Origin of the sequence: Anabaena sp. 4-3 (assembly GCF_001597745.1) — a bacterium.
Lineage (GTDB): Bacteria > Cyanobacteriota > Cyanobacteriia > Cyanobacteriales > Nostocaceae > Trichormus.
Genome location: NZ_LUHJ01000049.1, coordinates 102,810 through 120,321 on the forward strand (window position 1 = coordinate 102,810; position 17,512 = coordinate 120,321).

Annotated in this window: 18 protein-coding genes; 11 read left to right on the forward strand and 7 right to left on the reverse strand. The window is 42.2% G+C overall.

Going from position 1 to position 17,512, the window contains the following annotated elements:
* On the reverse strand, window positions 1-837 hold an 837-nt coding region (locus A3775_RS13520), incomplete at its 3' end, for a carbohydrate kinase (protein WP_082803741.1).
* A 368-nt stretch (window positions 838-1,205) separates the two neighbouring features.
* Here A3775_RS13520 and A3775_RS13525 point away from each other — a divergent pair.
* From A3775_RS13525 to A3775_RS13535, 3 genes are all read left to right on the forward strand, one after another.
* Window positions 1,206-1,469, forward strand: coding sequence for a LuxR C-terminal-related transcriptional regulator (locus A3775_RS13525; RefSeq protein WP_015139971.1), 264 nt, complete (start codon window positions 1,206-1,208; stop codon window positions 1,467-1,469).
* Window positions 1,470-1,844: 375 nt separating this feature from the next.
* Window positions 1,845-2,507 carry a DUF6391 domain-containing protein gene (locus tag A3775_RS13530; RefSeq protein WP_066425374.1) on the forward strand — a complete coding sequence of 221 codons (663 nt, stop codon included), beginning with the start codon at window positions 1,845-1,847 and terminating at the stop codon, window positions 2,505-2,507.
* Between the two features lie 13 nt (window positions 2,508-2,520).
* Window positions 2,521-3,522 carry a glycosyltransferase gene (locus A3775_RS13535; protein ID WP_066425375.1) on the forward strand — a complete coding sequence of 334 codons (1,002 nt, stop codon included), beginning with the start codon at window positions 2,521-2,523 and terminating at the stop codon, window positions 3,520-3,522.
* Window positions 3,523-3,602: 80 nt separating this feature from the next.
* On the opposite strand, the gene A3775_RS13540 is transcribed toward A3775_RS13535, so the two are convergent.
* The gene (locus A3775_RS13540; protein WP_066425376.1) at window positions 3,603-4,226 is read right to left on the reverse strand and encodes an FMN-dependent NADH-azoreductase; all 624 of its coding nucleotides are present in this window, start codon (window positions 4,224-4,226) and stop codon (window positions 3,603-3,605) included.
* Between the two features lie 116 nt (window positions 4,227-4,342).
* Between A3775_RS13540 and A3775_RS13545 the strand changes: the two genes are divergently transcribed.
* Window positions 4,343-4,705: a helix-turn-helix domain-containing protein gene (locus A3775_RS13545; RefSeq protein ID WP_066425378.1), complete on the forward strand. Its 363-nt coding sequence runs from the start codon at window positions 4,343-4,345 to the stop codon at window positions 4,703-4,705.
* A 76-nt stretch (window positions 4,706-4,781) separates the two neighbouring features.
* Here the strand turns inward: A3775_RS13545 and A3775_RS13550 are convergent, their stop codons facing one another.
* The 3 genes from A3775_RS13550 to A3775_RS13560 all read right to left on the reverse strand — a co-directional run bounded on the left by A3775_RS13550 (window position 4,782) and on the right by A3775_RS13560 (window position 6,821).
* Window positions 4,782-5,180 carry a salt stress protein, Slr1339 family gene (locus tag A3775_RS13550; RefSeq protein WP_066384732.1) on the reverse strand — a complete coding sequence of 133 codons (399 nt, stop codon included), beginning with the start codon at window positions 5,178-5,180 and terminating at the stop codon, window positions 4,782-4,784.
* Window positions 5,181-5,344: 164 nt separating this feature from the next.
* A complete protein-coding gene (locus A3775_RS13555; RefSeq protein WP_066425380.1) occupies window positions 5,345-5,950 on the reverse strand; it encodes a VWA domain-containing protein in 606 nt (201 codons plus the stop codon).
* A 265-nt stretch (window positions 5,951-6,215) separates the two neighbouring features.
* The gene (locus A3775_RS13560) at window positions 6,216-6,821 is read right to left on the reverse strand and encodes a VWA domain-containing protein (protein WP_066384730.1); all 606 of its coding nucleotides are present in this window, start codon (window positions 6,819-6,821) and stop codon (window positions 6,216-6,218) included.
* A 736-nt stretch (window positions 6,822-7,557) separates the two neighbouring features.
* Here A3775_RS13560 and A3775_RS13565 point away from each other — a divergent pair.
* From A3775_RS13565 to A3775_RS13590, 6 genes are all read left to right on the forward strand, one after another.
* Entirely contained in the window at window positions 7,558-8,058 is a 501-nt protein-coding gene (locus A3775_RS13565; protein ID WP_066384724.1) for a DUF2231 domain-containing protein, read from the forward strand.
* A complete protein-coding gene (locus tag A3775_RS13570; RefSeq protein ID WP_066384721.1) occupies window positions 8,055-8,660 on the forward strand; it encodes a DUF2231 domain-containing protein in 606 nt (201 codons plus the stop codon). The genes A3775_RS13565 and A3775_RS13570 overlap by 4 nt, the downstream gene beginning before the upstream one ends.
* A gap of 29 nt (window positions 8,661-8,689) precedes the next feature.
* Complete coding sequence (locus tag A3775_RS13575; protein WP_066425382.1) at window positions 8,690-9,616, forward strand: cytochrome c oxidase subunit II; 927 nt, start codon at window positions 8,690-8,692, stop codon at window positions 9,614-9,616.
* Window positions 9,617-9,630: 14 nt separating this feature from the next.
* A complete protein-coding gene (gene ctaD, locus A3775_RS13580; protein WP_066425383.1) occupies window positions 9,631-11,301 on the forward strand; it encodes a cytochrome c oxidase subunit I in 1,671 nt (556 codons plus the stop codon).
* Between the two features lie 397 nt (window positions 11,302-11,698).
* Entirely contained in the window at window positions 11,699-12,301 is a 603-nt protein-coding gene (locus A3775_RS13585; protein ID WP_066384712.1) for a heme-copper oxidase subunit III, read from the forward strand.
* A 76-nt stretch (window positions 12,302-12,377) separates the two neighbouring features.
* A complete protein-coding gene (locus tag A3775_RS13590) occupies window positions 12,378-12,872 on the forward strand; it encodes a hypothetical protein (protein WP_066384710.1) in 495 nt (164 codons plus the stop codon).
* A 33-nt stretch (window positions 12,873-12,905) separates the two neighbouring features.
* Here A3775_RS13590 and A3775_RS13595 read toward each other — a convergent pair whose 3' ends face one another.
* Both A3775_RS13595 and A3775_RS24260 read right to left on the reverse strand, forming a co-directional pair.
* Window positions 12,906-14,171, reverse strand: coding sequence for a cation:proton antiporter (locus A3775_RS13595; RefSeq protein ID WP_197480150.1), 1,266 nt, complete (start codon window positions 14,169-14,171; stop codon window positions 12,906-12,908).
* 65 nt (window positions 14,172-14,236) lie between these two features.
* On the reverse strand, window positions 14,237-14,380 hold the full coding sequence (locus A3775_RS24260) for a hypothetical protein (RefSeq protein WP_156481631.1): 144 nt from the start codon (window positions 14,378-14,380) through the stop codon (window positions 14,237-14,239).
* Window positions 14,381-14,821: 441 nt separating this feature from the next.
* On the opposite strand from A3775_RS24260, the gene A3775_RS13600 reads away from it, so the two are divergent.
* On the forward strand, window positions 14,822-17,023 hold the full coding sequence (locus A3775_RS13600) for an HAD-IIB family hydrolase (RefSeq protein ID WP_066425387.1): 2,202 nt from the start codon (window positions 14,822-14,824) through the stop codon (window positions 17,021-17,023).
* The last annotated feature ends 489 nt before the right edge of the window (window positions 17,024-17,512 follow it).

Here is a 17,512-nt window from a genome sequence, read left to right on the forward strand (position 1 = left end):
GTTGTGGATACCTTGTTGACTGAGTTGATGAATGAACCCTGCTAAAAAGCTATCTCCTGCACCAGTGGTATCAGCCACATCCACAGCAAAAGCAGGTAACTTACCTTCATTCTCACCCAAACAATAGGCACAGCCATGTTCACCATCAGTCACCAAAACCCCGTCAACTGAACCTAAACGGTAAGTGATAGCACCGGGGTCTGCGGTATCAAAAAGCCATTCAGCCTCTTCCTTCGAGAGTTTGACAAAATCGACTCGCTTAAAGATTTCCTGAATTTTTTGGCGAGCAATATTTTCATCTTGCCAAAAAACTGGTCGCCAGTTCACATCTAGCACAATCTTCAAATCATACTGTTCAGCCAGTTCCAAAGCGCGATGAGTCGCCTTTTCGCTGTCAGGGTAAGCTAATTCCAAAGTCCCCAAAACCAAAAAATCGGCATCTCGAAACAGAGACTCTGGTAGCTGCTTGGCTTGCAGACGAGTATCAGCAAACTCAGAAGTATCATACTGCCCAAAGCCAGCAAAATTGCGATCGCCCGCCAAATCCCGCACTACATAAACTTGGCGCGTGGGCGCAGTAGGATGACGTTGTACACCCGTTGTATCTACACCTACTTCTTGTAATAGCTTCACCAGTTCATCGCCTGGTTCATCTTCCCCCACCGCACCAATAAACCCAGCCGGAGTTCCCAACTTCACCAAAGCACAAGCAACATTAGCAGGTGCGCCCCCTGGGTAGGGAGTCCAAGACTTCACCTCTTCCAACTTTAGCCCTAACTGGTCAGCTAAACAATCGAATAAAATTTCACCGAGACACAAAACACGGGGATTACTCATCTCATTTTTAGTCTTCACAGGGATTGCTCATCTCATTTTAAATTTTTCACATAACCTCAGATCCCCGACTTCTTTGAGAAGTCGGGGATCTAAATCCTGCCAGTTTTGAGTAAATTTTGCTACTTATAATCAAGGGAAATTCTCAATTTATCAGCATTTAACAGTTCCATTGTTTAAGTAATTTATCGCATTAGCTAGTTTAACTTAATACCTTTTATAGGAATTTATCAAATTTCTATCCGTTGAAAAAAGAAAAAAAATTTGCTCAATCGTATAGCAGTTAACACTTGAAATCCCTACAGACAGAAGAATCTTTGTAGAATTAAGAAAGCGATAAGTACATATACCAACGGAGGATAGAATAACTCATGGCTGGTGGCGAGTCTCAGACCCCTGTTAGTCTGTCAGACAGAGAACTGCAAATTATCGACTTAGTGGCCGCTGGCTTAACTAACCAAGAAATTGCAGCGAAACTGGAAATTAGCAAGCGCACCGTTGATAACCACATCAGCAACATTCTGGACAAGACCCGAACGGAAAACCGTGTGGCTCTTGTTCGCTGGGCTTTACAGTGGGGTAAAGTCTGCTTGAATGATGTTAATTGTTGTCCTCTACCTAACCAGAACGAATAAACCGCTTGCAGACGCTATTTAGTGCGTTGCGCGTGGCTGTTAATTTTTTCTGGAATGCAACACAACACGGCTAATTTTGACGGTTTACTCATTGTTTTCTCCTCACGCTTTTTTCATGGTGAACCTCTAGCGCAAATCTTACCAACGTCAAAATCAAGCAGAAAGCAACACTTGACTGTTTAGTTATCGTGGGTTGCTATTTTCCCCGTTGATACAGTTTATCCAAAACTGTATCAACGACAAATTTCACACACAAACACCTAAATTTTTTCTGTTCCTGTGGCAATAAACAAAAATTAGCAACAATCCCAGGCTTCAAACGTTACATTGGTAAGAAATCTATATTGCTCTATCAGCTTGGGATGCAGTGTTTATATGAATACCTCTGCTGCTTTTATTGATAACTTCTCCCCTTTTAACTTTTTTAATCTTGACTTAACAACACCCCAACCCACACAAGACGCTGATTTACTCAAACAGCTATCTTTTGTCCCTGGGTTGAAAGAAATTTTAATGCTGCGCCAAGTTCACGCCCTTGAACACGCCACAGTTTGGGTTTTGAGTGAAACTAGAAATATTCAATCTTCCAGAGTTAGACCAAGCAAAATTCAACTGGATAACGAAATGCTGGGTGGTTTGTCCACAGATCAGGGATTTTACCTCTATGGTGAAGTGAATATCAGCGATTTACGCCGAGCCGTTAACCTGGCTCTCCACCGTCTCACTCACGGCGAATGGGATTTAGCTGTACATCCCCGTTGCGGTACCAATTTATCAGTCGCCATGTTATTAACGGCAGGGCTAGCAATGGGTGTAACTGTGATGTTACCATTCCGCCCGGTTGAGCAATTAATCGGCTTGGGGTTAGCAGCAACTACCGCAGCTGAAATAGCACCAGATTTAGGTACAATAGCCCAGCGATACGTGACCACCGCCATTCCGTTTAACCTATCAGTAGAAAATATCACTATGTCTCGCGACGTTTGGGGTCGTCAAGGGCATTTTGTCAAGGTAAACTGGCGAGAGCATAATTCTTAATTTTTAATTGGTAATGCGAAAACTTTACTTTTTAGTGCCAGGAACAGGTGGTAAATTTGCTTGTGGTGGTTTATGGGCTGAGTTAAAAACCTTTAAACTGGCTCAACAAGTTTGTAGTGCAGATGTGGTCACTTATAAACAACGAGAAACAGATAAACTCTTTTTAGATGACCTGCTGCAACAACCAAATTTAGATGATGTAATTTTTGTAATTAGCTGGGGATTTGACATAGCTAAATTAGCTGCCAAACTCCAGCCCTATCATGTTGTTTATCATGCTCATAGTGCGGGTTATAAATTCAATTTACCCGCGAGTATTCCCATCATTACCGTCAGTCGTAACACAATGGGTTACTGGGGTCAAAAGTCTCCCAACTCTTTGATTTATTACTTACCTAATGAAATTAGTGCGGAATTTAAAAATTTACATTTAGAAAGGGATATTGATGTTTTAGTCCAGACTAGAAAATCTTCTGAGTATTTATTAAATCAATTAATTCCCGCTTTACAACAACAATGTCAAGTCCAGGTAGTTAATTCTTATGTTGAGGATTTACCTGGATTATTTAATCGAGCTAAAGTTTATCTGTATGACTCGGCTGAATATTGGGCGCAACAGAATGTCAGTGAGGGTTTTGGTTTGCAACCAATGGAAGCGATGGCTTGCGGTTGTCAGGTTTTTTCTAGTGTTAATGGTGGACTTTCTGATTATTTAGACCCTGGATTTAATTGTGATAAAATTGCTGGTTATTCGCTAAAATATGATGTTAAAAGAATTATGAAGGTGATTAACTCTGGTATATCACCAACTTTGTCTGAAGCTTTTTTTGCTGAGTATCGCTATGAAAATATTATGAAGCGTCTGCAAGTAATTTTAGCAGAATTAAACGAGTTTTTTGACCACAAACAACATCATCCCGGTAATATTCCCAGTTTGACGAGAGGGCGTTTATTCAAGTTATTTATTCAGAAAATCAACAGCAAATTTCGTAAAAAATATTTTCAGGGTTTGTAGTGATGGTTTTATTGTTCAATAGTTAGTAGTAAGGACTTTAGTCCTTATTTTTTTCATGACTAAAGTCCTTACTACTAACTTTACCAGTTGGCTACAGCTTGAGCGATCGCTTCCCTAGCTGCGGCTAAAGACTTCTGACGTACCTCATCAGCCATGTGGAGGTTTTGGACGTGGATAAAGGTAACATCAGTCAGTCCAATAAAACCTAAAATAGTGCGAAGATAGGGTTCTTGAAAATCATAACTTTCTAAGGGTGTTCCTGGGGAAAAGTTATCAGCACGAGAGGTAATGATTAATACTTTCTTACTGCTATCTACTAAACCTTTATAGCCATTCTCCTCAACTGCAAAGGTACGTCCAACGCGCACAATTTGGTCGATGTAAGCTTTGAAATTTGCGGGAATATTCAAATTATACATCGGTACGCCAAAAACATAGCGATCGGCGGCGAGAAATTCATCAATTAGGCTATCCGACAGCTTAAGTGCTTCCTTCAATTCTGGTGTACGTGCCTCTGGGGGTGAAAAAGCAGCCGCAATCCAAGATTCGTCTACATGAGGCACAGGATTATGTCCTAAATCCCGGTAAGTGACTGTATCCCCAGGATGAGTGTCTTTCCAACCTGTAATAAATTCATAAGACAGGGCGCGGGAAATTGAACGTTCACCACGAGGGCTAGTATCAATGTGCAGGATATTCGCCATAAAAAAATTACCCCAATACAGGTATACAACAAAATTTATGGTCAAGTAAAAACACTTGCCTAAGAGATTTTAAAATATATACAGTTAATCAGAAAAGTACGCACTAAAAAGTAACTATGAAAGCTGAAGCAAAACAAGATGATAGGCTGACTTGTGAAGTTGAAACCACTCTCAAAGTTATTGGCGGACGCTGGAAGGTTTTAATTATCAGAGAGTTAATGTCAGGTGTACAAAGGTTTGGAGAATTGCAGCGTTCCTTACCTGGAATTACACAGAAAATGCTCACCCAACAATTACGAGAATTAGAAGAAGATGGAATTATACACCGACAAGTTTACGCACAAATCCCCCCAAAGGTAGAATATTCATTAACTCCTTTGGGCGCAAGTTTACAGCCAATTCTCTATGCGATGCACGAATGGGCTATTAAGCATTATTTATCACAAAAAGGGAACAGGGAACAAGAAAAGAGGGAATAGAGGTGTACTGAGTTTTTTTCAGAAATAAAATATGATTCCTATAGTTAAATTTAATTTAAGTAAAGGTTAATTGGTGTTATTGGGTTTGTAAATATTCAATTGCTGCTTCTAGTTTAGAAGGATAGTTTTCCGCAAATCTTTCAAACCAAAGTCCTTCAGGTGAGAATGGCTCTAATTTTGCTAACCAATCCTTAGCTTGCTTTTGCAAAGCTTCTCTTTGTTTGGCTTTGATTTGTTCTTGGCGAATTCTTTCTTGTTCTATTTCTTGCTGCTTTCTTAATTCCTCAGCCGCATCTTGAGCAGCAAAATCAGCTTGAACTTCTGAGAGTATATTATCAATTAAAGATGCTGACTTGCTGACAGGTGGGCTGGAGGGTTTAATCACATTTGGCTGTGGTTGTGGTTGTGCTTTTTGTGGTTGTTCGCTATCGTATTCAGCTTTGATTTGCGCTAGTAGTTTGTCTATAGAATCCATAGTCATTAGTTATTAGTCATTAGTTATTAGTTATTAGTTATAATTTCCTGTACTTCCCTGATATACTCTAAGTAATTTCCTACTACTCTATGGGCGGGTTTGTTCAGAATTTTGTCTACCCACAAACTTACTCCTGAAACCCGCCCGTACCCACTCCCTATATGCTAATCAATAATCGCATTTAGTAACACTTCCGAGAGGCTGAAATCTTCCATATCTTCCATTGTAATGGTGTCGCAGATATCAAATTTTGCTCCTGCACTTTGCAGTTCGTCATCCAAAACTTTGAGAAAGCGGGTAGCTTGGGCATCTGTACCGACTTGGATGAAAGACAGGGCTAATTCTTCATCTCTATCCATCCGCCGAGATGCTTCAATAATTACTTTCATTACCGCTTTGCGGTCGTCTGGTTCACCATCAGTAACCACTAAAATTGTTTCACCGTTGGGTTTAGTTTGTCCAGAGGCTTTGCGTTGAAAATAATCATCAGTGGCGTGTTTCAGTACAGCCGCTAAATCAGTTGTTCCAGCAGGATCATTTTCTTGAAAAATTTGCGCTACCTTAGCAGCAGTAACATTTTCATATCGTTTAAATCTGCCAGAAAAGACATATATAGTAATGCCATCTGGGTCAAGTTGTTCGCATTTACTCGCCAAGGCAAAGGTAGATTCTTGAGCAGCTACCCATCTACTTCTACCACCCTTTTGATCTGGGGTAGCCATGCTCCCGCTTTTGTCAATAATTAATGTGTAATCACGATTTTCTAACATGGTTTTAGTTACGACTATTAACTTAATAGCTATTGACTATTGACCTTTTTAAACTTCAAAAGGCAAAACTTTCTCATTCAAAATAAAGAAAAAATAAATTTTTGAATTGATTAATTTTGCTTACAGGCTACCACTATTTTTTTAAATCATAACAAATCAGTAGTAGCTTCAAGCCCACAATCACTGTCTTTAATTTTGAATTTTGTAGGCTTGCCTTCCCGTAGGGTATGCGTGAATTTTGAATTAGGAGCGCAGCGACCTTTGACTAATCAGTAACCGCATTCATCAAAACATCTGCGAGACTCATATCTTCTAAGTCTTCTAAGGTGATGGTGTCGCAAATATCGAATTTAGCACCGACACCTTGTAATTGGTCGTCTAAAGCTTTGAGAAACTTAGTAGCTTGGGCATCTGAACCTACTTGAATCATGGAAATACCCAATTCTTCATCTCGCTCCATCTGGCGTGTAGCTTGGATAATTACTTCAAAAACTGCTTTGCGATCGTCTGGTTCACCGTCAGTAATGACTAAAATTGTTTCACCATTGGGTTTAGTGCTACCAGATGCTTTGCGTTGAAAGTAATTATTGAGTGCATCTTGCAGGACACCTGCTAAGTTCGTTGTCCCGGCTGGGTCATTTTCGAGAAAGATTTGGGCGACTTTGGCGGAGGTAACGTCGTCATAACGTTTGAATTTGCCGGAAAATACATAAACTGTAATGCCATCTGGGTCAAATTGTTCGCACTTTCTGGCTAGAGCTAAGGTAGATTCTTGGGCTATTTCCCATCTGCTTCTACCACCAACTTGGTCTGGGGTAGACATACTACCGCTTTTGTCAATGATTAGTGTGTAGTCGCGATCGCTCATCATAACGTTCCTTAAATTACTACCTGTGCTTCTAGTCTACCGCTTAAGTAAAAGTACGGCAGCTGCTCCGGGTGGGTTTGTAATAATCATTTATTCTCTCTAGGGTCTAGGATTATCTGGTGCGTGACATCTGGCACTGTTACACACCCTACTTTTCAAGTAATGCTCACCCTTGACTAAACATTATTTTTAATTAGTAGGGTTTATTCTAGTAATAGAGTTATTCATTGTTTTTATTGCATATATTTATGATTAGTCAAATAACAATTGTAATTCACATCACAAATCAATATTTGGCGATTGTTGCTACTGCACATTTAAAAATTTTGTATATGCCATATACTAAAACCGCTAGAGAAGATACATTATAAACTGCTTATTTTTGCTATTTCAATTAATTCTAAAAATTCTTATAATTTCTTTTGACAAGTCTTAAAAAAATCCTTAAGCTAATAGATAGGTCTCACCGAATCAACAAACAATGGCAATTTTGTTAAGTAAATAAAAAAATAGCTGTTGTAGCGTATCAGTATGAACAAATGAAATAAACTCAATCATTGACTATAAATAATAGCCTCACCCAATTTGGCAACAAACAGGCTATCACTGGCATAACCGGACTGCGCCGCGTACATCTGATTAATAAAATCCGGTCATGGGTGAATGCCTATCTTGATGTGAGTGAATGTCAATCATTGGAGTTTTACTGAGGTGCGGCAGATATGTCTAGGAGAGTAGAATGCTTGATTATCTTACATCATTGAACGACCACAATTTGCCTTACCCGGATACGATTCACCCCATCGTTGTTCACTTCGTAATTGCGATGGTGTTGTTTAGTTTCGTGTGTGACTTAATTGCGTATTTAACTGGTAAGACTCGTCTTTATGAAGTCGGCTGGTGGAATATGTTTGTGGCTACTGTCGCCATTTTTGTGGCGATTATTTTCGGTCAGTTTGAAGCTGGTTTAGCAAAACCCTATGAAGTTGCTAAGTCAGTATTGAACTTGCATACACTAATTGGTTGGTCACTGTCTGGAATTTTGGCAGCGATTACAGCTTGGCGGTATGTTATCCGCTCTCGCAACCCGCAAAAAGTACCCTTTCATTACTTGGGTGCAGGACTAATTTTAGTTGCAATTGTGGGTTTGCAAGTATATCTCGGTGATGAACTGGTTTGGGTATATGGACTGCATACAGTCCCAGTTGTTGAAGCTGTCAAGGATGGTATTGTGCCATGAACTCAGAACTGATTGAACAATTAAACATTCCATTAGGAGCTAACGGACTACCTTACACAATTCCCATTCATCCCAACCTCGTACACCTAACGTTAGGCTTGTTTATCATTGGGATTATCTTTGATATTGTCGGCGTACTGTTTCCCACCCAAAAATGGGTATTCAAATTTTTGGGCATTACTGTAGAACGGGATAACTTCTTTGATGTTGGTTGGTACAACATGGTAGGTTCTACCGTGATCACCTTTTTCACAGTGGGAGCAGGGTTTTACGAAATGTTTTTAGCCACCCCAACCCCTGAGATCAAAAGTGCTTGGGGATTACAAGCCATGCAAACCATGTTATGGCATGGGGTAGGAGGTGTCTTCCTCTTAGGACTAATTGCCGTGATGACTCTGTGGAGAGCATGGCAACGCTACGTTTGGTCTTTAGCAGAAGATAAACAAGTGCAATGGAGCTATTTGGCAGCAGGTATAGCCATCATGTTCATTATGTACATCCACGGCACCCTAGGGGCGCAACTAGCTGCTGAGTTTGGCGTACACAATACCGCCGATAGCTTGCTGCGATTGGGTGAAGACCTCAACAATGCACTTAAGTAACCCAGTCAAAGAAGGTAGGATTTGTGACCATGAAATTTGGGAAGTTTTTAGGTATTTTGACCTTAGTAGTAGGTGCGATCGCCATTTCTACTATAAGTATGTGGATAGGTAAACAGGCTTACTCCTGGTTGCCTCCACAAGCTGCGGCTGAATCTCACTTAATTGATGATTTATTCAGCTTTTTAGTGACTCTAGGTGCATTTATCTTCCTGGGAGTCACTGCCATTGTCATGTATTCTTTAATTTTCCATCGGGCAGACAAAGACGACTGGAGCGATGGCCCCCACATTGAAGGTAATATCGCCCTAGAAGTAGTTTGGACAGCCATTCCCATTCTGTTAGTATTTTGGATTGCCGGCTATAGCTATCAAATCTACGAAGAAATGGGTATTCAAGGAGCAGGTGCATTAGCACATTTGCATAACCCGATAGCGATGAAATCGGCTATTGCTGCAACCGAAGAAGAAACTCAAGTAGTTTCAGAAGTACCCACCGAAAACATTGATGTCATAGCTAAACAATGGGCTTGGGTGTTCCACTATCCCGAAAAAAATATTACTAGCACCGAACTGCATTTACCAAGCGATCGCCGGGTACATTTAGCCCTACACTCAGAAGACGTACTTCACGGCTTTTATATCCCAGCTTTTCGCCTCAAACAAGACATCGTTCCTAACCACACCATCGACTTTGAATTTACCCCCACCCGCGAAGGTCAATATCGTCTCACCGACTCCCAATATAGCGGTACATACTTCGCCACAATGGAGGCAAACGTGGTTGTGGAATCTCCAGAAGATTATCACAAATGGTTAACCAAAGCTGCTAGTCACAAACCCATACCAGCCTACAACCAAGCCGCTACTGAATTCGCGCAAGCAGTGAAACGCTCAATGAAATCAGGCTGGGAAACAGTCGCACCTGCTGCCGCACCTGTGGTTAATTATCCCGGATAAAAGGAACCTCAACAATGACAAATATCCCTGTTGATAGGCTGAATCTCCCTGTGGAGAAGCCTCACCACCCATCCCCCGGTGGCTGGAAAGAATATTTCAGCTTCAGCACCGACCATAAAGTGATAGGTATTCAATACCTCGTTACATCTTTCATCTTCTTTCTTGTCGGTGGTATCTTCGCCATGATTCTGCGGGGAGAACTCATCACCCCCGAATCAGACTTAGTAGACCGCACCGTTTATAACGGAATGTTCACCATGCACGGAACTGTGATGCTGTTCTTGTGGACATTCCCCTCCTTAGTTGGTCTAGCTAACTATCTCGTCCCCTTGATGATTGGGGCGCGGGATATGGCCTTTCCTCGCCTCAACGCCGCCGCCTTTTGGATGGTTCCCGTAGTCGGGATTTTATTAATGGCCAGCTTCTTTGTACCTGGCGGCCCTGCCCAATCTGGTTGGTGGGCGTATCCTCCCGTCAGTTTGCAGAACCCCACAGGTAACTTAATTAATGGTCAAGTTATCTGGCTGTTAGCAGTGGCGATTTCTGGTGTCTCCTCCATCATGGGGGCTGTCAACTTTGTTACCACCATTGTTAAGATGCGTGCGCCTGGGATGGGCTTCTTTCGGATGCCTTTGTTTGTTTGGGCTGTATTTAGCGCGCAGATTATTCAATTGTTTGGCTTACCTGCCTTAACAGCAGGTGCAGTCATGCTGCTACTTGACCTCACCGTTGGGACTGGCTTTTTCAACCCCAGCAATGGCGGTAATCCGGTAATGTTCCAACATTACTTTTGGTTTTACTCCCACCCTGCTGTTTACGTGATTATTCTGCCCATCTTCGGCATTTTCTCGGAAATCTTCCCCGTTTATTCCCGTAAACCCCTATTTGGCTACAAAGTAGTTGCCCTGTCCTCAATGTTGATTGCTGTGGTCAGTGCAATTGTTTGGGTACACCACATGTATGTCAGTGGTACACCTGCTTGGATGCGGATGGTGTTCATGCTAACCACCATGTTGGTATCTGTACCTACAGGAATTAAAGTGTTTGCTTGGGTAGCAACTATCTGGGGTGGCAAAATCCGCCTAACTACACCCATGCTGTTTGCTTTGGGTGGCTTGATTCTGTTCGTGTTTGCGGGTATCGTCGGCATTATGCTTTCTTCTGTACCCGTGGATGTTCACGTTAATAACACCTACTTCGTAGTTGGACACTTCCACTATGTCCTCTACGGTACTGTAACGATGGGGATGTATGCCGCCATTTATCATTGGTTTCCCAAAATGACTGGGCGGATGTACTCTGAAGGTTGGGGTCAAATCCACTTCTGGTTAGCATTCATCGGTACTAACCTTAACTTCTTCCCCATGCACCCATTAGGTTTACAAGGGATGTTGCGCCGAGTTGCTTCCTACGCACCAGAGTATGAAGCTTGGAATATTGTGGCTAGTTTGGGTGCGTTTTTACTGGGTATGTCCACTTTACCCTTCATCTTCAATATGGTGGTTTCTTGGATGCAAGGCGAGAAAGCACCTGCTAACCCTTGGCGGGCGATTGGTTTAGAGTGGTTGGTATCTTCTCCCCCACCAGTAGAAAACTTTGAAGAAATCCCCGTGGTGATTTCTGAACCCTACGGTTACGGTAAATCTGAGCCTTTAGTTGCACAAGAGAAGGGTGTAGGGGTGTAGGGGTGTAGGGGTATAGGGGAAAGAATAAATATAAATTCCTCCCTGACACCCTGACACCGTTACACTCTCACCTACCTATTTCTCTATTGCTTCTTGGCAAACCTTCAAATCAAGATATAACTGCATTGCTGACTCTTTGATTAATGAGTGTTGACTTGTTTTAACCCCAGGACTTATGCAACTGGCACATTAGTAGGGTGCGTCAGATGTTGAAAATCTGTGACTTTTTACCCAATTATCGCTTCTGACGCACCCTACACAAGACTTTGATGATGACACGTACATAAGTCCTCAATCCCAGTCTCATGAAATTGAAAAGAGGTGTAGGAGTAGAACGATATGGAAAAACCCACCTCCACACCCTTACACCCTTACACCCTTACACCTTTACACCCCTATGGACAGTTCCTTATCTGCAAATGAATTGCACCACGTCAGCCATGAACATGGCCACGACGAAGAAGGCAATAAGATGTTTGGTTTTATTGTCTTTTTATTGTCTGAAAGTGTGATTTTCTTAAGCTTTTTTGCTGGGTATATTGTCTACAAACTCAATAATCCTGATTGGCTACCGTCTGGTGTTTCCGGGTTAGAAGTGACAGAACCAGCGATTAATACTGTGGTGCTGGTTGCTAGTAGCTTTGTGATTTACTTTGCAGAAGTCGCCCTCAAACGCGAAGATTTATGGAGATTCCGCGTTTTGTTATTAGCAACAATGGCTATGGGTAGCTACTTTTTGGTAGGACAAGCCATTGAGTGGAGTCATCTGGAGTTTGGTTTTACCTCTGGAACTTTTGGCGGGATGTTCTACCTGTTGACTGGTTTCCACGGTTTGCACGTTTTGACCGGGATTTTGTTACAGTTGATTGTGCTGTTGCGTTCATTTATTCCTGGCAATTACGATACAGGTCACTTCGGCGTAAATGCTACTTCTTTGTTTTGGCACTTCGTCGATGTTATCTGGATTGTTTTGTTTATCATGCTCTACATTTGGCAGTAAATCTGTTATTCATAAATAAGGGGATGTGACAATCACATCCCCTTATTTTTATGTTGTTAAATACAGTAATAAAATAATGGTGTTGCTAGTTCACCTCACCTCATTAAATAATCGCAATTCGGTGTTGCGCTCTGGAATCAAGTCTAAATTCTACAGACTTGATTATCCTTATGGTGTGTTTGCCATGCCGATTATTCCTAATTACTATGTTTCTCATCAGTGGTTGCGGGAACTAAAGCGTTCTGGACACAAAAGTATTTGTGGTGTTTATTTTCGGATTCCTGATGAGCAGGATGTTTACGTTGGACACTACAATAAGCGTCATCTACATACCACTGTGGCAGAAGCAGCCAGAATTATTATGCAAGCTGAAAATGCTCAAGGTTACGAGGTGTTTATTCCCCGTCAAATCGCAGCTAATGAGATTTACCGGATTAGAAGTTTACCTCAAGTTTTAGGTTGGCGATATTATCCAGAGGCGCATGGCAATAAACCTTGCGGGTGTCCAGTTTGTTCACCTAGAGGTGAAATTAAATCACGGCGTATCCGCCAAGCGTGGGAGGAATTATAGGGTAGTATCTCAATATCTGCAAATAATTTTCCATCATCGGCTTGTCGTTGCAGACTGCCGCTTTTGATTCATATATTTACCGTAGAGTTTGGTTAAGGGAGTCGCACTTAAGCCTTGGGCAATAATAGAAGCACAAATCATTAAACTGGAAACTGACCAAACTTCTTCTACTCCTGTTTCTCGCAGAGAATAACCAGCGTAAAACATGGCAGCTACACCAATCGGGCCAAACCACCCTACAAACAAGGCTTCTGGTATATTTCTGATAGGCTGAATGTAGCGATTGAGTAGCAAAATCACAGGTATTCTGCGTAGTAGTAAGATTGTCACCACCAATAAAACTAAATTTCCCCATCCCAAAGCTAACCATTGTTGCCAAGGAATTGTCAACCCCAACAATATAAAAACCGGTAAGGTAAAAAAGCGGTTGATTGCTTCTTGAACGTTATCCTCTTCTGCTCTTTCGTTACCTCTAATCGCATTACCAAAAGCCATTCCCGCCACAAATACCACCAGAATGCCATCTGTTCCTATTAACTTACCAGTACCTAGTGCTGTGAGCGACAGGGCAATACTATAACCTAAAAAAGACGAATTTTCGATTGTTTGTTTGTGTTCCGCCCATTCTAACAGGCGACCGGCTAAATAACCTAAAACTACCCCACAAACGACAGCACCGCCAACTTCCCACAAAATCACATGAATAAACCAGTGAGATAGTGCATCTGTGGGTACGCGCTTCAGCATCAGAATCGACAACAGTACAAAGGGATAAGCTAAACCATCATTCGCCCCCGACTCGGCAGAAATGATATGTCGTAGCCTGTTGGGAAGATGATCTTCCGCAACCACGCCGGTGACGATCGCCGTGGCTACAATCGGATCAGTTGGCGTGACGGTTCCACCAACCAGCATCGCCTGCCAAAATGGTATTTCTAAAATCCCATAAACGAGTAATCCACTGATGCCCCACATCAGAGGCATCACCAAGCCCAGAAGCACTGCTAAAGGCTGCCAATGATTCAGAAAATAGTTTCTGGGTAAACGCAGTGCTACCCCCATTAATCCAATCGCTAGTGTAAAGCGGGCAGCTTGTTCTAAAACAACCTCTGTTGGTATTCCCCAACCACTGGGATTAACTAATCCTAAACCAACGGGACTCAGTAATATTCCCAATAGCATTGCTGTTAAGGGATCGCTAGTCCACCAATGACGGCGGAAATAGTCAGATAGGAGTCCGAGAAATAGGGCGATCGCACCAATCGCCGTGACTAAAATATTGAGTTCATTCAATTGCAATAGCCGAAAGTTGAATAAATATTATTTTTCTTGTTGTCTGGCTTGCCCCAAACAGCATCTAGTTATCAATAGATATAGGCGATCGCCATTCCCCATCGCATCCATCCCACGGAGAAAATAATTACTGTCTCTATCTCGACTGAATATGATAATCTCTCTAAATTTCTCATCCTCAAGATAGATAAATTCCTGGCTTGAGATATTCTCATAAACACTGCAAAAACCCTCTAAATCAATGAGCCACGCCGGCTGTTAAACCCTTTGCTTGTCATAGTTCAGCTTGTCTTTAAACTTTGACATAACCCCCGCAGTTTGATAGTGTTATCAAGCTAAATTCAATTATTTAGACATTATAAAATCTCATAAATGTCGCTCTTGCTGCTAACATATACAAGAGTCTGCTTGTTATCTGGAGGTCAATTTTATTGCAATTAAGAAACGAATCATAAGATTAATTTAGGTCGATGACGTTGATTGGCACCTGATAAAGCATTCACAAAATGAATGCGAAATTTGGCAAAGCGTTAGATGTTTGGCAAGGTGTAGAGTTGTTCTACCCTATAAATATTTCGTCTATAACTCTCAACAGTCATTTAGTGTCAGAAGCCTAAACATAGCACTATATAAAGTCAACTACAGAGGAAGACATGATGTCACACAGCTCAGGGTTGTATATTTTATTAGTCAGCGTTCACGGCTTGATTAGAGGTCAAAATTTGGAGTTAGGACGAGATGCTGACACCGGTGGACAAACAAAATATGTAGTAGAACTCGCCTGTACATTAGCTAAACACCCACAAGTAGACAGAGTTGACTTAGTAACTCGCTTAGTACAAGATCCAAAAGTTAGCACAGACTACGCGCAACCAGTAGAAGTGCTTTCTGATCAAGCCCAAATTATTCGCTTGGCTTGTGGCCCCCGTCGTTATCTCCGCAAAGAAGTTCTGTGGCAGCATTTAGATACTTTTGCAGATGAATTACTCAGACACATTCGCAAGGTTGGTAGAATCCCGAATGTGATTCATACACACTATGCTGATGCTGGTTATGTGGGTAGTCGTGTTGCTGGTTGGTTAGGTACACCCCTGGTACATACAGGTCATTCCCTGGGAAGGGTGAAGCTACAACGACTATTAGAGCATGGCACTAAACAAGAAGCGATAGAAGACAATTTTCACATCAGTACACGTATTGAAGCTGAAGAAGTCACCCTTGGTGGTGCAGCTTTAGTCATCGCCAGTACCCATCAAGAAGTTGAAGAACAGTACAGCATTTATGACCGTTATCAACCAGACAGGATGGTGGTAATTCCTCCGGGTGTGGCTTTAGAACGTTTTTACCCAGCCCCGGATAATTGGCAAAATCCCCCAATTAAACAGGAATTAGAGAAATTTCTCAAAAACCCTGACAAGCCGATGATTACGGCTATTTCCCGCCCGGCTATTCGTAAAAATGTTAGTCGTTTGGTGAAAGCTTACGGGGAAGATCCAGAACTGCGTCAACTGGCTAACTTGGTGATTGTCTTGGGAAATCGAGATGACATCAGCACGATGGAATCAAGCTCACGCCAAGTATTATTAGAAATCCTGCAATTAATTGATCGCTATGACCTTTATGGTCATGTTGCCTATCCTAAACACCATACTGCTGATGATGTACCCGATTTATATCGGTTGACAGCTAAAACTAAAGGTGTGTTTATCAATCCCGCCCTCACCGAACCATTTGGGCTAACTTTGATTGAGGCTACAGCTTGTGGTGTTCCCATAGTCGCCACTTCGGACGGCGGCCCACGGGATATCATCGCCGCCTGTCAAAATGGACTATTGATTGATCCCCTGAATATTCAAGATATCCAGAATGCACTGCGGAAAACATTGACTGATGCTAAACAATGGCAAACTTGGTCTAATAATGGTTTGACTAATGTCCGCAAACATTTCGCTTGGGAAAGTCATGTAGAGCAATATTTGGAGAAATTACGCCTATTTCCGCAACAAAAAGTCCAATCTCTGCTCAGTCCCTTGGGAACATCTCCCAGTGTGGAACATCCAGACTGGAATATACCCAAGACTAACCGCCTACCGACAGCCGATCGCTTCTTGGTGACAGAAATTGACCATACACTGTTAGGCGATCGCAAAGCTTTAGAAACATTGATTGAGCGCATCCGTGACGAAGGACACACCACAGGCGTAGGTATTGCCACAGGTCGCAGTCTCAAAAGCACCTTGAGTATGTTGGAAGAATGGCGGTTTCCCATGCCCGATTTACTCATCACTTCCACTGGTAGCGCAATCTACTACGGGCCGCAAATCGTCACAGATACCAGTTGGCAAAAACACATTAATTACTATTGGCAACCGCAAGCAATTCGCAATGCAATGGAACAAATCCCCGGCGTAGAATTGCAACCACCAGAAGCTCAAAACAAATTTAAAATTAGTTACTTTATCGATCCTAGCCAAGCACCAAGTTTTAGAGAAATTGTCCGTCATTTGCGTCGCTTGCAACTTCCCGTCAAAGGTATTTACAGCCATAATATGTATCTGGATTTATTACCAATTCGGGCTTCTAAGGGCGATGCACTGCGTTATATTGCCTTAAAATGGGGCTTACCTGTCAAGCGGTTCTTAGTAGCTGGGGCATCAGGCAATGATGAAACAATGCTTACTGGTAATACCTTGGGTGTGGTTGTCGGCAATTACAGCAAAGAACTGCAAAAATTACGGGGTTATCCCCAGATTTACTTTGCCCAAGGCAATTATGCTTGGGGAATTTTAGAAGCTTTAGATCATTATGATTTTTTCGGTAGTCTGTCTCCCACTCAGCCAGAATTGGCTTTAGTTTAACAGGGAACAGGGAACAGGGGATAGGGAACAGGGAACAGGGAATAGGGAACAGGGAACAGGGGATAGGGAACAGGGAACAGGGAACAGGGGATAGGGAACAGGGGATAGGGAACAGGGAACAGGGAACAGGGAACAGGGGATAGGGAACAGGGAACAGGGGATGTTGGTGTAGACAAGCTATGGGCGGCTTATCGTAGAATGGGGAATTTAAACCCCCATCAAGACTTAGGGACTTCCAGATAAAAAAATATCCAAAATGTAGGGTGCGTCAGTACGAGAAACCCTAGCTATACCAAGAAAATATTCATCCTGACGCACCCTACTAACTACTAACTCAATCAACCGCGCATCAAGTCCATCAAGAGATGTGACATCTCTTGATGGACTCCTCTTTGATTACTTTGCCTGTTCCAGAATATTGAAGGTTGACGGTTGACTTTTGACTAATGACCTTGTAAAGACGCAATTTATCGCGTCTTTACCGACTAT

Coding starts and splice junctions, on each gene's coding strand:
- A3775_RS13585 (WP_066384712.1), top strand. CDS start 11,699: ATGGACAGTTCCTTATCTGCAAATGAATTGCACCACGTCAGCCATGAA.
- A3775_RS13530 (WP_066425374.1), top strand. CDS start 1,845: ATGAATACCTCTGCTGCTTTTATTGATAACTTCTCCCCTTTTAACTTT.
- A3775_RS13570 (WP_066384721.1), top strand. CDS start 8,055: ATGAACTCAGAACTGATTGAACAATTAAACATTCCATTAGGAGCTAAC.
- A3775_RS13540 (WP_066425376.1), bottom strand. CDS start 4,226: ATGGCGAATATCCTGCACATTGATACTAGCCCTCGTGGTGAACGTTCA.
- A3775_RS13545 (WP_066425378.1), top strand. CDS start 4,343: ATGAAAGCTGAAGCAAAACAAGATGATAGGCTGACTTGTGAAGTTGAA.
- A3775_RS13560 (WP_066384730.1), bottom strand. CDS start 6,821: ATGATGAGCGATCGCGACTACACACTAATCATTGACAAAAGCGGTAGT.
- A3775_RS13535 (WP_066425375.1), top strand. CDS start 2,521: ATGCGAAAACTTTACTTTTTAGTGCCAGGAACAGGTGGTAAATTTGCT.
- A3775_RS13600 (WP_066425387.1), top strand. CDS start 14,822: ATGTCACACAGCTCAGGGTTGTATATTTTATTAGTCAGCGTTCACGGC.
- A3775_RS13565 (WP_066384724.1), top strand. CDS start 7,558: ATGCTTGATTATCTTACATCATTGAACGACCACAATTTGCCTTACCCG.
- A3775_RS13525 (WP_015139971.1), top strand. CDS start 1,206: ATGGCTGGTGGCGAGTCTCAGACCCCTGTTAGTCTGTCAGACAGAGAA.
- A3775_RS13555 (WP_066425380.1), bottom strand. CDS start 5,950: ATGTTAGAAAATCGTGATTACACATTAATTATTGACAAAAGCGGGAGC.
- ctaD (WP_066425383.1), top strand. CDS start 9,631: ATGACAAATATCCCTGTTGATAGGCTGAATCTCCCTGTGGAGAAGCCT.
- A3775_RS13550 (WP_066384732.1), bottom strand. CDS start 5,180: ATGGATTCTATAGACAAACTACTAGCGCAAATCAAAGCTGAATACGAT.
- A3775_RS13575 (WP_066425382.1), top strand. CDS start 8,690: ATGAAATTTGGGAAGTTTTTAGGTATTTTGACCTTAGTAGTAGGTGCG.
- A3775_RS13590 (WP_066384710.1), top strand. CDS start 12,378: ATGGTGTTGCTAGTTCACCTCACCTCATTAAATAATCGCAATTCGGTG.
- A3775_RS24260 (WP_156481631.1), bottom strand. CDS start 14,380: ATGAGAATATCTCAAGCCAGGAATTTATCTATCTTGAGGATGAGAAAT.